We start from the raw sequence: 14490 nt of genomic DNA, 5'->3' as shown, positions 1-14490 counted from the left end.
ACAAGTCTGGCCGATGCGGGGCGCCAGAGCCCCGCTCCTCCCGGCCGGGTTCGAAACCTCTCCGCCGTCCGCCGCCTCAGACGTAGCGGTTGACGATGCCTTCCAGGAGCTCCTGACGCCCGGAGCGCGGCTGCGGCTGCAGCCCGAGTCCGTGCTCGGCGACCTCCTCGAACGTCTTCTCGCCGGCGAGCACCGCCTTGTATTCGGGCTTGTCCCAGCCGGCATAGCGCTCGGCGAGCGGCGTCTCCAGCGCCTTGTCCTCCAGCATGCGCTCGGCGGCGAGCAGCGCCCGGGCGCAGGCATCCATCGAGGCGACATGGGCGATCACCAGATCCTGCGGGTCGATCGACTGGCGGCGGATCTTGGCGTCGAAGTTCAGGCCGCCGGTGGAGAAGCCGCCATGCTTCAGCATCTCGTGGAAGACCAGCGTCATCTCCTTCACGTCCATCGCGAACTGGTCCGTGTCCCAGCCGAGGAGATCGTCGCCGCGATTGATGTCGAGCGAGCCGAAGAGGTCGTTCGCATAGGCGAGCTTGACCTCGTGGTCGAAGGAATGGCCGGCGAGGATCGCGTGGTTCTGCTCCAGATTGAGCTTCACGTCCTTGGCGAGATCGTATTTCTGCAGGAAGGCGAAGACCGTCGCCGTGTCGAAGTCGTATTGGTGCTTGGTCGGCTCCTTCGGCTTCGGCTCGATCAGGATCGGGCCGTCGAAGCCGATCTTGTGCTTGTAGTCGACAAGCATCGAGAGGAAACGGCCGAGCTGGTCGAGCTCGCGCTTCATGTCGGTGTTGAGCAGGGTCTCGTAGCCCTCGCGGCCGCCCCAGCAGACATAGTTCGCGCCGTTCAGGCGATGCGTCACGTCGAGCGCCGCCTTCACCTGCCCGCAGGCATAGGCGAAGACCTCCGGGTCGGGATTGGTGGCGGCGCCGGCCATGTAGCGGCGATGCGAGAAGAGGTTGGCTGTGCCCCAGAGCAGGCGCACCTTGGCGCTTTCCATCTTCTTCTCGAAGATGTCGGCGATCTCGTTGAGATTGCGGATCGACTCGGCGAGCGTCGCCCCTTCCGGCGAGACATCGGCGTCGTGGAAGGAGAAGAAGGGCACGTCGAGGATGCGGAAGAGGTCGAAGGCGGCGTCCGCCTTCTCCTTGGCGCGGGCCAGCGCTTCGCCCGGCTGCATCCAGGGCCGCAGGAAGGTCTCGCCGCCGAAGGGATCGCCGCCGGGCCAGGTGAAGGAATGCCAGTAGCAGACGGCGAAGCGGAGCTGGTCCTCCATCCGCCGGCCCATCACGGTCCGGTCCTTGTCGTAGAAGCGGAAGGCGAGCGGATTGCGGCTCGCCTCGCCCTCGAAGGCGACGCTCGCGTCCAGCCCGAAATAATTGTCCTGCGCCATCGTCGCGCCCTCCCCGAACGATTTTTGAGATACGTACCTCAAAACCGGCGCGCGGCGCAATCCGTCATTTCGGCAAGTTGTCCTTAAGGATAATTTCGATGCGGATGCGCTCCTGATCCTCGCTGAGCGCGGTGCCGGCGAGCGCCGCCATCAGGACGCGGACGGCCGAGCGCGCCTCGTGGCCGGGGTCCTGGACGATCAGGGCATCGAGCGCCTGCGACTCCAGCAGCGGCCGGGTCTCGTCCGTCAGTTCATGCGCGACGACGACCGGGCGAAGGCCTGCCTCGTGCAGCGCGGCGGCGAGGCCCGCGACGCCGGCGCCCGCGCTATAGACCGCCACCGGCGGCTCGGGCGCGGCGGCCAGCGCCTGGCGCACCGCCGCGAAGCTCTGGCCGGCGTCGTCCTGGCCCTCGACGATGCCCAGCGGCCGCAGATGCGCGAACCCGCCGGCCAGCGTCTCGCGAAACCCTTCCAGCCGGTCGCGATGGTCGCGCAGGTCGCGCGAACCGATGAGGACGAGCACCCGCCCCTCGCCCGGCGGCGCGAAGCGGCCGACGAGCGAGGCGGCGACGCGGCCCGCCGCGCGATTGTCGATGCCGACATAGCGGGCCCGCGCCGCGCCCGGCACGTCGGACACGAGGGTGACGAGCGGCACGCCCCGCGCCGCCAGCTCGTCAATGGCGAGGGCGACGCCCGGATCGTCGAGGCCGATGGCGATCAGCCCTTCCGCCTCCGCCCCGGCGCGACGGATCGCCTCGGCGAGCCGCGCCGCGTCGAAGCCGTCCACCGTCTCGACGGAAAGGTCGAGACGGCGCAGGCCCTCGATCCGCGCCGCTTCGGAAAGCTCCTCGGCGAGCCGGGCGATGAAGGGATTGGTGCCGCGCGGCAGGAGGGCCACGGCGCGGAAGCCGGCGCGCCGCGCCAGCGCCGCCGCCCCGGCATGGCGCTCGAAGCGCAGGTCGCGGATCGCCGCCTCGACGCGCTCGATCGTCGCCGCCCGCACACCGGCGCGGCGATTGACGACGCGATCGGCCGTGGCGAGGCTGACGCCGGCATGGCGGGCGACATCGCTCAGCGTCGGCGCCGCCCGCTCGCTCCCGTCATTCATGCCGTGCCGCCTTTCTTCCCGATGGCGCGAGCGGACCGCGAAGCGACAGGAAAGACAAGCGAAAAAAGCCGGACCGCGTCACGCCGGCAGCGGTGCCTGGCCGATGTCGCGCAGGAGTTCGATGAAGCCGTCCGTCTGGTAGTCGGCGAGGATGCGCCCCTTCTCGGCGCTGGCCTTCGCCGCCTCACCGACGACGCCTTGCGGATTGAGATCGGTGGCGATCCAGGAATAGGCGAAGGGGCCGGTCGCCTTCAGGAAGCGGAAGGTCGTCTCGTCGCGCTCGACGGAGGAGGCGAAGTTCTCGGCCCGCGCCATCTCCACGGCCTGCGGCCGGAAATGGCGGATCAGCGAGGTCTCGAGATCGCCGCCATGGATGCCGTAGCGCGTCTCGGCCTCCGAGAAGAGACCGGACGGCGCGCCGAAGCGGCCCCAGGAGGAGCGCACCACCAGCATGCCCGCCTCGACGCGCAGCTGGCGGGCGACGATGCCCATCACCTCCTCGTTGCCGCCATGCGAGGTGACGATGACGAGCTTGCGGATGCCGGTTCGCGCCACCGCCCGGCCGAGCGCCGTCCAATGTTCGATCAGGACCGTCGCCGGCACATGCAGGGTGCCCGGCGCGTAGAGATGCTCGTCCGACTTGCCGACGGGCTGGATCGGCAGGATGCGCAGGTCGAGATCCTCCGGCAGCTTGGCAGCCAGGGTGCGCAGCATGCCATGCGCGATGGTCGTGTCGGTGCCGCAGCCGAGATGCGGCCCGTGCTGCTCCACCGCCGCGACGGGCAGGAGCGCGATCACCCGCTCGGGATCGAGATCGCGGAACTCGTCCGCCGTGAAGTCGCCCCACCAGACGCGTCGGTCACTCGCCATCGCCCGCTCTCCGCTGCCGCCCGCCTCCCTTACTGAAGCTTTACTGGAAATCGAAGGCGGAAAGGCCGCGCCCCATCTCGTCGAGGCCGAGGGGGCGGGTTAGCGGCGGCTCGGCCCGCGCCGCGCAGGCGACGCGCTCGCAGAGCCGGCAGACGGGACCGATCGGCAATGCCCGGCCGGGCGGCAGCATGTCGCCATAGACGACGCGGTCGCGGAACTCGGCGTCGCAGCCGACGAGCAGCGCCGTGCGGCGCACCCGCTCGTCGAAACCGGCGGCGAGCCCGTCGAGGCTGCGGGCGACCGTTAGGAAGCGCGTCCCGTCCGGCATGTCGGCGGCTTCCGCGATCACCTCGCCCGGCCGGGCGAAGGCGGCATAGAGGCCGAGCTTCGGGCAGGCGCCGCCGAAGCCGAGATGCGGAAAGCCCGCCGCGCCGGCACGGCGCAGGCGGTTGCCGGCATGATCGATCTCCAGGAGAAAGAACGGCACGCCGGCGGCGCCCGGCCGGGCGAGCGTCGTCAGCCGCTCGGCGGCCTGCGCGAAGGACACGCGGAAGCGGGAGCGCAAGACGTCGATGTCGCAGCGCGCCTCGCGGGCCGCGCGCAGAAACGGCTCGTAGGGCATCGCGAGGGCATGGGCGGCATAGCGGCCGATCTCGAAGCGGGCGAGCCGCCGCGCCTCGTCGCTGGAGAGCGCCAGGGCGGCGATCTCGGCGGTGATCGCGTCCCGCATCCGCAGGAGCACCGCTTCCAGCGCCGTCTCGTGCAGCTGGTCGGCGGGCGACAGGCGCTCCGACAGGAAGAGGCGCTGCGTGTGGCGATCGTAGCGCCGGCGCCAGACCGGCATCGCGGCGACCGGCAGGCTGCGGACGACGATGCCGTGCTCCGCCTTCAGCCAGGCCTTCAGCGCGACGAAGAGGTCCTCCGCACCGCCGAGCGCCGCGCCGAAGCTTTCCGCCTCCGCCTCGATCCGGGCGAAATGGTTCGGCCGCCGCTCCAGCACCTCGCGCAGCTCGTCGGCCGGCAGGCGCGCCCCGGCGATCAGCGACGCGCGCCCTTCCTTGGCGAGAAGCTCGCCGAGGTCGGACAGCCGCTCGGCCTGCTCGCGATAGGCCTGATGCAGCTTCAGGACGGCCCGCGCCGCGTTCGGCATCGCCTCGGCGAATTCGGCGAGCTCGCCCTCCCCCGCCAGTTCCGCCGCGATCAGCGGATCGGCGAAGACGGTGCGCAGCGCCGGCAGCAACCCGCCCTCCTCGCCGAGTTCCTCCGGCTCGACACGATAGACCGAGGAGAGTTTCAGCAGGAGCTGGACGGTGAGCGGGCGCTGGTTGCGCTCGATGAGGTTCAGATAGGAGGGCGAAATGCCGAGCTCCGCCGCCATGGCGGTCTGGCTGAGACCCTTGGACAGGCGGATGCGCCGGATGCGCGGCCCCGCGAAGATCTTTCTTTCGCCCATCGGTCACGATCCATGACAAGCCTCGCCACGCCGCATCCTGTCAAATCGTGACAGATTGACAAGTTCGTGCGGTCGCGGCCCGCACAAGTTTGCACTAATCTAGCCTCAGGATCGAGCCGAATTCCTCGTCTTTGCCGTCGGATTTGTAAAAATGTCGGACAGAGGGCGCCACCGGGAAGGGCGGCGCCGACAGCCGGGACCCGCCGCGATGACCGATTTTTGCAGCCTCGTTCCCTCCGCCCCGCCCGGCCGCTTCGCCGGCATCGACCGGCCCTATGCGCCGGCGGATGTGCGGCGCCTGCGCGGTTCGGCCGAGATCCGCCACAGCCTCGCCGAGCGCGGCGCGGATCGGCTGTGGCGGCTCATCCACGAAGAGGATTTCGTCAACGCGCTCGGCGCCGTCACCGGCAATCAGGCGATGCAGATGGTCCGGGCCGGACTGAAGGCGATCTATCTGTCCGGCTGGCAGGTCGCGGCGGATGCCAACACCGCCTCGGCGATGTATCCCGACCAGTCGCTCTACCCGGCCAATGCCGCGCCGGAACTCTGCCGCCGCATCAACCGCACGCTCCAGCGCGCCGACCAGATCGAGCATGCCGAGGGCGCCGGCCTGTCGGTCGAGACCTGGTTCGCGCCGATCGTCGCCGATGCCGAGGCCGGCTTCGGCGGACCGCTCAACGCCTTCGAGATCATGAAGGCCTTCATCGAGGCGGGCGCCGCCGGCGTCCATTTCGAGGACCAGCTCGCGGCGGAGAAGAAATGCGGTCATCTCGGCGGCAAGGTGCTGATCCCGACCGCCGCCCATATCCGCAATCTCGACGCCGCGCGCCTTGCCGCCGACGTCATGGGCGTGCCGACCCTCGTCATCGCCCGCACCGACGCGGAGGCGGCGAAACTCCTCACCTCCGACATCGACGAGCGCGACCGGCCCTTCGTCGATGCCGAGCGCGGTCGCACGGCGGAGGGTTTCTTCCATGTCAGGAGCGGCATCGAGCCCTGCATCGCCCGCGCCATCGCCTATGCGCCGCATGCCGATCTCATCTGGTGCGAGACCTCGAAGCCCGATCTCGATCAGGCGCGACGCTTCGCGGAGGGCGTGCACAAGGCCCATCCCGGCAAGCTTCTCGCCTATAACTGCTCGCCCTCCTTCAACTGGCGGCGGCATCTGGACGAGGCGACGATCGCCAGGTTCCAGCGCGAGCTCGGTGCGATGGGCTACAAGTTCCAGTTCATCACGCTGGCCGGCTTCCATCAGCTGAACTTCGGCATGTTCGATCTGGCGCGCGGCTATCGCGACCGGCAGATGGCGGCCTACTGCGAATTGCAGGAGGCGGAATTCGCGGCGGAGGCGCGGGGCTACACCGCGACGCGCCACCAGCGCGAGGTCGGCACCGGCTATTTCGACGCCGTGTCGCTGGCGATCACCGGCGGCGCCTCCTCCACCACCGCCATGCACGATTCCACCGAACACGGGCAGTTCCGCGAAGCGGCGGAATAAGACGGATGTCGGCCCTTTCGACAGGCTTCGAAAGGCCGATCCGGCAGAGACAAGCCTGATCCTCCTTTCGGGGAGAGAGACCGACGTAGAGTCAGGTTCGAAAGCGTCGAACGGCGCGGCGGCGGCCGGATGCTCCGCCACCCTCTCCCCCTTCCAAGGGCGAGACAGCAACTCCATCGGCCGACGGCTGCTCCGAGAGGTCCGTCGCGCCCCCACAACCTTTCATCAAAGGAGAAGACCCATGCTCGACATCGAGACCCGCAGCTCCGAAAACGCCCCGGCCCCGCTGCGCCCGCCGATGCGCGTCAAGGAGCGCGCCGAGGAGCAGAGCAGCGTCATGACGCCCATGCAGAAGGCGGCGATCCGCACGCTCGCCAACGAGCTGCACCGGCTGAACCAGGCGGTGATGCAGGCGGTCGAGGCCGGCATTTCCGTCGAACTCGTCCGCACCGCCCGCCATCACGGCGGCAACGGCCATTGGGGCGACCTCCTCGTGCCGGTCGTCACCGGCCGGGGCTGACGGCGGGACGGAACGGTCGCGAGTCTCGGCCGTTCTCGCCGCAGCGATCGCGGGACCGTCCTGTCCCGCCCGAACAGGCGAGGTTTTCCCATGAGCATCTTCGGCAAGATCAAGGACGCCATCTTCGGCCATCACGCGGAGGCGGCCGAGGCCCAGCCGCAGGCCGGCGGCACCGGCCATGCCGGCGGCGCGCAGGCCGGCGTCAATTCCTCGGCCGGTCCTGGCCAGACGCCCGGCACGGTGCAGCAGACCGCCGCCTCCGGCGCGCCGCCCGTCCAGGCCGGCACCGCTCCGCAGGCCCAGCCGCAGACCCAGGCCCAGGTCTCCGGCGCTTCGGCGCGGTCCGTCGATGTCGAGGCGATCATGAACGCGGCGGTGAAGAAGAACGGCCAGCCGCTCGACTGGCGCCATTCCATCGTCGACATGATGAAGGCGCTCGATCTCGACAGCAGCCTCGCCGCCCGCAAGGAGCTGGCGGAGGAGCTGCATTACACGGGCGACAAGAACGATTCGGCCCAGATGAACGTCTGGCTGCACAAGGCGCTGATGCAGAAGCTCGCCGAGAACGGCGGTAAGGTGCCCGCCGACCTGATCAACTGATCGGCGCCTCGGCGACCGGCGTCCAGAGGACATCCTCGAGGCGCCGGGCGCCGGCCGCCAGCATCACCAGACGGTCGAAGCCTAGGGCGATCCCGCTCGCTTCCGGCATCCGGCCAAGCGCGGCGAGGAAATCCTCGTCGAGCGGATAGCGCTCGCCATAGATCCGCTCCTTCTCGTCCATGTCGGCCGAGAAGCGCCGGCGCTGTTCGGCCGCGTCCGTCAGCTCCCCGAAGGCATTGGCGAGTTCCACCCCGCAGCAATAGAGCTCGAAACGCTCGGCGACGCGCCCGTCGCCCGGCTTCGGCCGGGCCAGCGCCGCCTCGGGGATGGGATATTCGCAAAGGATCGTCGCCCGCCCCTCGCCGAGGCGCGGCTCGATCTTCTCCACCATCACGCGGCTGAAGAGATCGGTCCAGCGGTCGTCGGGCGCCGTGCGCATGCCGGCCGCCGCGACGGCGGCGTGAAGCGCGTCGCGATCCGTCTCACCGCCCGGGCCGACGCTCGCCAGGAGATCGATCCCGGCATGGCGGGCGAAAGCCTCGGCGACGGTCAGCCGCTCCGGATCGGCGAAGGGATCGGCCTCGCGGCCCCGGAACTGGAAGCGCGTCGCGCCGGCCTTCTCGGCCGCGATGGCGAGAAGATCGGCGGCATCCCGCATCAGGCGCTCGTAGCTCTCCTCGGCGCGATACCATTCGAGCATGGTGAATTCGGGATGGTGCAGCGCGCCGCGCTCGCGATTGCGCCAGACCGGCCCGAGCGAGAAGATCCGCCGCTCGCCGGCGGCGAGGAGCTTCTTGCAGGAAAATTCGGGCGAGGTGTGGAGATAGAGCGGCTGGCGCGCCCCGTCCGGGCCGATCGCTTCCGTCGCGAAGGCGGCAAGATGCGTCTCGTTGCCGGGCGAGACCTGGAGTCCGGCGCATTCCACCTCGACGAAATCCTCGGCCTCGAACCAGTCGCGGAAGGCGGCGCGGATGCGGTTGCGCAGGATGAGGCGGGGGCGGCGGTCGGCATGGACATGCGGCGCCCACCAGGGAGAGGCTTCGGTCATGGGCTCCGTTCGCGGAAGAGGCGGGGCGACTGGCGGCGGCGGGCAAGATGCGATAGGGCGTGCCCAATCCGCTCCAAGCCGGCCGCAGCCGGCGCATCTTTGAGGTCTTCACCCCGTGGTCAAGGTTATTGCCAGCTCGCTCCGCAAAGGCAACGTGGTCGAAAGGGACGACGGCAAGCTCTACGTGATCCTGTCGGCCGAGAACATCCATCCGGGCAAGGGCACGCCGGTGACGCAGCTCGACATGCGCCGCATCTCCGACGGCGTGAAGGTCTCCGACCGCTATCGCACCACCGAGCAGGTGGAACGCGCCTTCGTGGAGGATCGCGAGCACACCTTCCTCTACAGCGACGAGGAAGGCTTCCACTTCATGAACCCGGAATCCTTCGATCAGGTCGCCGTGCCGCCGGACGTCGTCGGCGATCAGGCGCCCTATCTGATCGAGGGCATGGCGGTGCAGGTCTCCCAGCACAACGGCGTGCCGCTGGCGATCGAGCTGCCGCAGCGCGTCGTCTTCGAGGTCGTCGAGACCGAGCCGGTGACGAAGGGCCAGACGGCCTCCTCCTCCTACAAGCCGGCCGTCCTGTCGAACGGCGTGCGCACCACCGTGCCGCCGCACATCACCACCGGCACGCGCGTCGTCATCATGACGGCCGACGGCTCCTATGTGGAACGCGCCAAGGACTGATCCTTCGCGCCTCGCCGCGGCTCACGGCGCCTGGGCGGGCGCCGGAGCCGGGGTGAGCTGGTTGGGATTGGCCGGCGCTTCCGCCCCCGGAGCGCCAGGGGTCGGTGCCGGGACGGAGTCGCCCGCCGTCCGCCCATAGATGAACAGCGCCACCACGATGGACACGGCGATCACCAGGATCACGCCGACCGGGGTGAAGGTTCCGTGCTGCTGGCGCGGATATTGGTCGTTCTCGGACATCGCGTCGTTGCTCGGCCTCGTTGCGTCGCCCCGACCTATGCAAGGATCGTGGATTCGAAAAGGCCGAAACGGCCGCGACGCCGGCGAAAGGGACGGAAACCGGCGGGGATGACCGGCTTTCCAGGAATGGCCGGCGATGGAGTTCCGCGACAAAACGCCGCGCTCGCGGGGCGGCCGACATCGCTTCGCGCATCCGGTGCGCGCAACCGAGACGATGCCCAAGGACGGCTTGGACGAAGGCGGCGCAAGCCGTGGTAGAGGTCCGGCGCAGAGCGAAGGCCGCATCCCGATACGCGCCTGGATTGCCGATTGGCGCCGAAGGGAATTTGTCCGCCGTCCCGCTCCGCATCTTTACGAAGGAAAAAAATCCGTCGTTTATAAGGGCCTGACGCAAGGCCGAGCCTGATTCTCCCGCGACGCGTCGCAGGGAGCTCCGGAGAGCGGTCGCGTCAGGCCGGCGTCGGGACAGCGCGGACAGGAATGGTGCAGGCGGACCCCTTAGGCGAGATCGCGGACATCCTGCGGACCATTCGCACGCATCTCGACATGGATGTGGCCTTCATCGGCCAGTTCGCCGAAGGCCAGCGCATCTTCCGCCATGTCGACAGCCGTTCCGCCGACGGGCCCATCGAGGCGGACACGAGCACGCCGCTCGACGACAGCTACTGCATCCGCGTGGTGGACGGACGGCTGCCGGAACTGATCCCCGATACCGGCCGGCTGGCCGAGGCCATGCGCCTGCCCGGCACGATCGAACTGCCGGTCGGCGCGCATCTCAGCGTGCCGCTGCGCCTGTCGGACGGCAGTCTCTACGGCACCTTCTGCTGCTTCAGCCATCGGCCGAACGAAGCGCTGGGGCCGCGCGACCTCGGCATGCTGCGCAGCTTCGCCGAGATCGCGGCCCTGCGCATCGAACGCGACCTGCGCCGCGACGAGGCGCTCTACGCCAAGCGCGAGCGCGTGCGCGCCATGCTGGCCGGCGGCGGGCCGTCCATGGTCTATCAGCCGATCTTCCGGCTCGCGGATCGCCGGCCGATCGGCGCCGAGGCGCTGTCGCGCTTTTCCGCCGAGCCGCGCCGGCCGCCGGACGAATGGTTCACCGAGGCCGGCGAGGTCGGGCTGAAGGTCGAACTGGAACTTCAGGCCATCCGCAACGCCATCGCCGGTTTCCGCGACATCTGGGCGCGCGCGCCCCTGCCGCTCGGCGTCAACGCCTCCGCGCCGACCATTCTCGACGCGCGCTTCGCGGCGCTCTTCGAGGGCCTGCCCACCGAGCGGATCACGGTGGAGCTGACCGAGCACGAGGAGATCCGCGACTACGCGCCGCTGATCGCCGAATTCGCCTGCCTGCGCGCCACCGGCATGCGGATCGCGATCGACGATGTCGGCGCCGGCTTCGCCAGCATGCGGCATATCCTGGCGATCCGGCCGGACGTCATGAAGATCGACATGGGCCTCGTCCGCTCGATCGACATGGATGCGATGCGCAGCGCGCTGGTGACGGCGCTGGTCGGCTTCGCCCGGCAGTTCGAATGCCTCATCGTCGCCGAAGGCGTCGAGACCGAAGCCGAGTTCGAAGTGCTGAACCGGCTCGAAGTCCAGGCGGTCCAGGGCTATCTCCTGGCGCGGCCCGAGCCGGTCGCCGCCCTTGCCGAACGTCTGCGGGCCTCCTCCCGCCTCGTCTGACCTGCCGGACCCGCCGCTCGCATTCCTTGTCGCCGCCGCCCTTGCTTGCCGGGCAAAGAAGGCAACTTATCCTTGAGACGAGGGCTGGAATTTTATGCAGATTTCCCAAATGATGGGAAGTTAGGCAGTCTAGCAGGCGGAGCGTCACGATGAAGATCCATGCGGGTTTCAGCCTCGCCTATGATTGCGTGCAGCCGACGCCGATGCTGCTCGTCCTCAACATCCATCCGTCGCGCCGCGTCGATCTCCTCACCGACCAGACCCTCTATTTCGACAGGCCGCTGGAGGCCTGGGCCTATACCGACAGCTTCGGCAATGCCTGCACCCGCATCGTCGCGCCGCCCGGCCGCACCACGATCACCACGCAGTTCGACATCTACGATTCCGGCCTGCCGGACATCGTCGCCTGGGACGCGGTGCAGCACGACATCCAGCACCTGCCGGACGAGGTGCTCGTCTATCTGCTCGGCAGCCGCTATTGCGACACGGACCGGCTGGGCGATCTCGCCTGGTCGCTCTTCGCCCATACGCCGCCGGGCTGGGCGCGGGTGCAGGCGATCTGCGACTGGACGCACAATCACATCGCCTTCAACTATCAGAACGCCAATTCGCAGCGCACCGCCTATGGCGGCTATATCGACCGCACCGGCGTCTGCCGCGACTTCGCGCATCTGGCGATCACGCTCTGCCGCTGCATGAACATCCCGGCGCGTTACTGCACCGGCTATCTCGGCGATATCGGCATTCCGCCGGTGCGCTATCCGATGGATTTCAGCGCCTGGTTCGAAGTCTATCTGTCCGGCCGCTGGTATACGTTCGACGCGCGGCACAACACGCCGCGCATCGGCCGCATCCTGATGGCGACGGGCCGCGACGCGACCGACGTCGCCCTGTCGACGAGCTTCGGCCCGAGCATCCTCTCGCAGTTCGAGGTGGTGACCGACGAGGTCGTCTGATCAGCCGGCCGTCCCGCGCGCCTCGCCGGGCGCGATCACCGCGCCTTCGTCCGGCGCCAGCGCGAGACGGGCGGGCACCGGGCGCGGCGCCGCGCCATGGACGGTGGACAGGACGAGCGTGCCGCCCGCGAAGGCGCCGGTCTCGAGTTCCGCCGTCTCGTGGCCGAGATTGAGCGCGACGAGCAGGCGATCGGCGCCCGAGCCGCGCTCGAAGGCGAGCACCGCGCCTTCGGCCCGCACGGCGGCGAAGGAACCGGACCCGAGCGCCGGACGCGCCCGCCGCAGCGCCAGGAGCGCCCGCACCAGACCGAGGATCGAGCCGGGCTCGCGGTCGAGCACGGCCACGTTGCGGGTCGAATGGTCGGGCGAGAGCGGCAGCCAGGGCCGGCCCGTCGTGAAGCCGGCGCCGGGCGAGGCATCCCATTGCATCGGCGTGCGCTCGGGATCGCGCCCGAAGCCGAGGCCCGGCTCGTTCTTCTCCCAGGGGTCGCGCACCGCTTCCGGCGGCACCTCGACATGGGCGAGACCGATTTCGTCGCCGTAATAGAGGGTCGGCGTGCCGCGCAGGGTGAGAAGCAGCATCGCCGCGACGCGGGCCTGCTTCTCGCCGACGCGCGCCGCGATCCGCTTCTGGTCGTGATTGCCGAGCACCCAGTTCGGCCAGCCGCCCTCCGGCAGCGCCGCCTCGTAATCGGCGATCAGCCGCGCCAGGGTTTCGGCGTTCCAGGCGGCATGGATGAGCTGGAAGTTGAAGGGCAGCTGCGCCCCCTCGCCGTTCTTGCCGTAATAGGCGACGAGCCGCGCCACCGGCAGGTAGATCTCGCCGATCAGCAGCCGGTCGGCGCCGAACTCCGCCAGAACACGCCGCATCCCGGCGACGACCTCGTGGACCTCCGCCTGATCGGTGGAATGGACCTGCAGCAGCCGGTCGATCTCCGGCATGCCGTCCCGCCAGAACGGGTTCGGCGGATTGTCCCGGAAGGCCGCGTCCTTGATGAGATGCCAGAGCACGTCGACGCGGAAGCCGTCGACGCCGCGCCGCAGCCAGAAGCGCAGCGCGTCGAACATCGCGGCACGCACCTCCTCGTTGCGCCAGTTGAGGTCCGGCTGCTCCTTCAGGAAGGCATGATAGTAATATTGGCCGCTCGCCGCGTCATAGGTCCAGGCGCTGCCGCCGAAATTGCTGAGCCAGTTGTTGGGCGGACCGCCGTCGGGGGCGGGATCGCGCCAGAGATACCAGTCGCGCCTGGCGCTCCCTCGCCCGCTCCGGCTCTCCTGAAACCAGGGATGCCGGTCGGACGTATGGTTCGGCACGAAGTCGAGAAGGACGCGCATGGCGCGGGCATGGGCCTCGGCGACGAGCGCGTCGAAATCCTCCAGCGTCCCGAAGAGCGGATCGATCCCGCAATAGTCGGCGACATCATAGCCGAAATCGGCCATAGGCGAGGGGTAGACCGGCGAGATCCAGATCGCGTCGATGCCGAGGTCCTGGAGATAGTCGAGGCGGCGATGGATGCCCGGCAGGTCGCCGGTGCCGTCGCCGTCGCTGTCCTGGAAGGAGCGCGGATAGATCTGGTAGACGACGCCCCGCTTCCACCATTCGATCTCGGCCATGGCCGTTCCTTTCGTGCAAGCCTGGATAGAGTGGCCTATGATGCGCCTCGGCCGGGCGGCACCGGCGGAAAGCTGGCGCGGGGGCGGATCGTGGCAAGGACATTCGGAAGGCGGGCGACGAGGGCGCTCGGCACGGCGCTCGCGCTTCTTCTCGCCGCCTCGGCGGCGCGGGCCGAACCGCCGGCCGCGACCCCGCTGGAGCGCACCGACATTTCCCGACCACCCTGGACGGCGGTCGGCCAGGTGAACAACAGCGCCTATGGCCGCTGCACCGGCGTGCTTCTGTCGCGCCGGCAGGCCGTCACGGCAGCCCATTGCCTCTACAACAAGGCGACGGGCCATTTCATGCGCCCGGAATCGATCCATTTCGTGCTCGGCTACGACCGGGGCCGCTTCGTCTTCCAGACGGTGGCGGCGGCGGTGCGGACGGGCCCGCGCTTCGATCCGAAGCAGCCGCTTGCCACGATCGCCGACGACTGGGCGCTGCTCGATCTCGCGGAGCCCGCGCCGGCGGATGTCGCGCCCCTGTCCCCCGTCGCGGCCGCGCCGGAGCCCGGCACGCCGCTGGCTTCCGCCGGCTTCGGCCAGTCGCGGCTCTATGCGCTGACGGTCGCCCATCCCTGCCCGGTCCTCGGCCTCGCGCCGGGCAACGTCGTCGTCGCCGCCTGCCGGATCGAGAAGGGCTATTCCGGCGGGCCGCTCGTCGACGAGGCGAACCGGCTCGTCGGCATCCAGGTCGCCGGTGGGCACGATGGCGGGCGGGACCTGCTCTTCGCCGTGCCGGCGAGCGCCTTCACCGGCCCGCCTTGACGGCGCGCG

General features: G+C 69.4%; 15 protein-coding genes. 8 read left to right on the top strand and 7 right to left on the bottom strand.

Annotation, left to right across the window (positions count from 1 at the left end; genetic code table 11):
* Positions 1–76 precede the first annotated feature (76 nt).
* From xylA to IEY14_RS20225, 4 genes are all read right to left on the bottom strand, one after another.
* On the bottom strand, positions 77–1390 hold the full coding sequence (gene xylA / locus IEY14_RS20240; protein ID WP_188911698.1) for a xylose isomerase: 1314 nt from the start codon (positions 1388–1390) through the stop codon (positions 77–79).
* 64 nt (positions 1391–1454) lie between these two features.
* Entirely contained in the window at positions 1455–2498 is a 1044-nt protein-coding gene (locus IEY14_RS20235; RefSeq protein ID WP_188911697.1) for a LacI family DNA-binding transcriptional regulator, read from the bottom strand.
* A gap of 78 nt (positions 2499–2576) precedes the next feature.
* A complete protein-coding gene (locus IEY14_RS20230) occupies positions 2577–3368 on the bottom strand; it encodes a creatininase family protein (RefSeq protein WP_188911696.1) in 792 nt (263 codons plus the stop codon).
* 40 nt (positions 3369–3408) lie between these two features.
* Positions 3409–4821, bottom strand: coding sequence for a helix-turn-helix domain-containing protein (locus tag IEY14_RS20225; protein ID WP_188911695.1), 1413 nt, complete (start codon positions 4819–4821; stop codon positions 3409–3411).
* A gap of 208 nt (positions 4822–5029) precedes the next feature.
* Here IEY14_RS20225 and aceA point away from each other — a divergent pair, with 208 nt between their 5' ends.
* The 3 genes from aceA (at position 5030) to IEY14_RS20210 (ending at position 7439) form a co-directional block, all read left to right on the top strand.
* Positions 5030–6319, top strand: coding sequence for an isocitrate lyase (aceA, locus tag IEY14_RS20220; protein WP_188911694.1), 1290 nt, complete (start codon positions 5030–5032; stop codon positions 6317–6319).
* Positions 6320–6617: 298 nt separating this feature from the next.
* Complete coding sequence (locus IEY14_RS20215; protein WP_188911814.1) at positions 6618–6839, top strand: SMc00767 family acetate metabolism repressor; 222 nt, start codon at positions 6618–6620, stop codon at positions 6837–6839.
* A 90-nt stretch (positions 6840–6929) separates the two neighbouring features.
* Positions 6930–7439, top strand: a complete 510-nt coding sequence (locus IEY14_RS20210) for a DUF3597 domain-containing protein (RefSeq protein WP_188911693.1) — start codon at positions 6930–6932, stop codon at positions 7437–7439.
* Here the strand turns inward: IEY14_RS20210 and epmA are convergent.
* A complete protein-coding gene (gene epmA, locus IEY14_RS20205) occupies positions 7432–8487 on the bottom strand; it encodes an EF-P lysine aminoacylase EpmA (RefSeq protein WP_188911692.1) in 1056 nt (351 codons plus the stop codon). The genes IEY14_RS20210 and epmA overlap by 8 nt on opposite strands.
* A 115-nt stretch (positions 8488–8602) precedes the next feature.
* Between epmA and efp the strand changes: the two genes are divergently transcribed.
* Positions 8603–9175 (top strand): elongation factor P, encoded by a 573-nt coding sequence (efp, locus tag IEY14_RS20200; protein WP_188911691.1) that lies wholly within the window; start codon positions 8603–8605, stop codon positions 9173–9175.
* Positions 9176–9196: 21 nt separating this feature from the next.
* Here the strand turns inward: efp and IEY14_RS20195 are convergent, their stop codons facing one another.
* Complete coding sequence (locus IEY14_RS20195; RefSeq protein ID WP_188911690.1) at positions 9197–9415, bottom strand: hypothetical protein; 219 nt, start codon at positions 9413–9415, stop codon at positions 9197–9199.
* Positions 9416–9551: 136 nt separating this feature from the next.
* Here IEY14_RS20195 and IEY14_RS20190 point away from each other — a divergent pair, with 136 nt between their 5' ends.
* The 3 genes from IEY14_RS20190 to IEY14_RS20180 all read left to right on the top strand — a co-directional run bounded on the left by IEY14_RS20190 (position 9552) and on the right by IEY14_RS20180 (position 12057).
* Positions 9552–9821: a hypothetical protein gene (locus IEY14_RS20190; protein ID WP_188911688.1), complete on the top strand. Its 270-nt coding sequence runs from the start codon at positions 9552–9554 to the stop codon at positions 9819–9821.
* Between the two features lie 74 nt (positions 9822–9895).
* Positions 9896–11101, top strand: a complete 1206-nt coding sequence (locus IEY14_RS20185) for a sensor domain-containing phosphodiesterase (RefSeq protein WP_188911686.1) — start codon at positions 9896–9898, stop codon at positions 11099–11101.
* Positions 11102–11250: 149 nt separating this feature from the next.
* On the top strand, positions 11251–12057 hold the full coding sequence (locus IEY14_RS20180) for a transglutaminase-like domain-containing protein (protein WP_188911684.1): 807 nt from the start codon (positions 11251–11253) through the stop codon (positions 12055–12057).
* Here the strand turns inward: IEY14_RS20180 and IEY14_RS20175 are convergent, their stop codons facing one another.
* Positions 12058–13671, bottom strand: coding sequence for an alpha-amylase family glycosyl hydrolase (locus tag IEY14_RS20175; protein ID WP_188911682.1), 1614 nt, complete (start codon positions 13669–13671; stop codon positions 12058–12060).
* Between the two features lie 90 nt (positions 13672–13761).
* Between IEY14_RS20175 and IEY14_RS20170 the strand changes: the two genes are divergently transcribed.
* Positions 13762–14481, top strand: coding sequence for a trypsin-like serine peptidase (locus IEY14_RS20170; RefSeq protein ID WP_188911680.1), 720 nt, complete (start codon positions 13762–13764; stop codon positions 14479–14481).
* The last annotated feature ends 9 nt before the right edge of the window (positions 14482–14490 follow it).

Source organism: Aureimonas endophytica, from assembly GCF_014642635.1.
GTDB lineage: Bacteria > Pseudomonadota > Alphaproteobacteria > Rhizobiales > Rhizobiaceae > Plantimonas > Plantimonas endophytica.
This window is presented reverse-complemented; position numbering and strand designations above follow the sequence as displayed.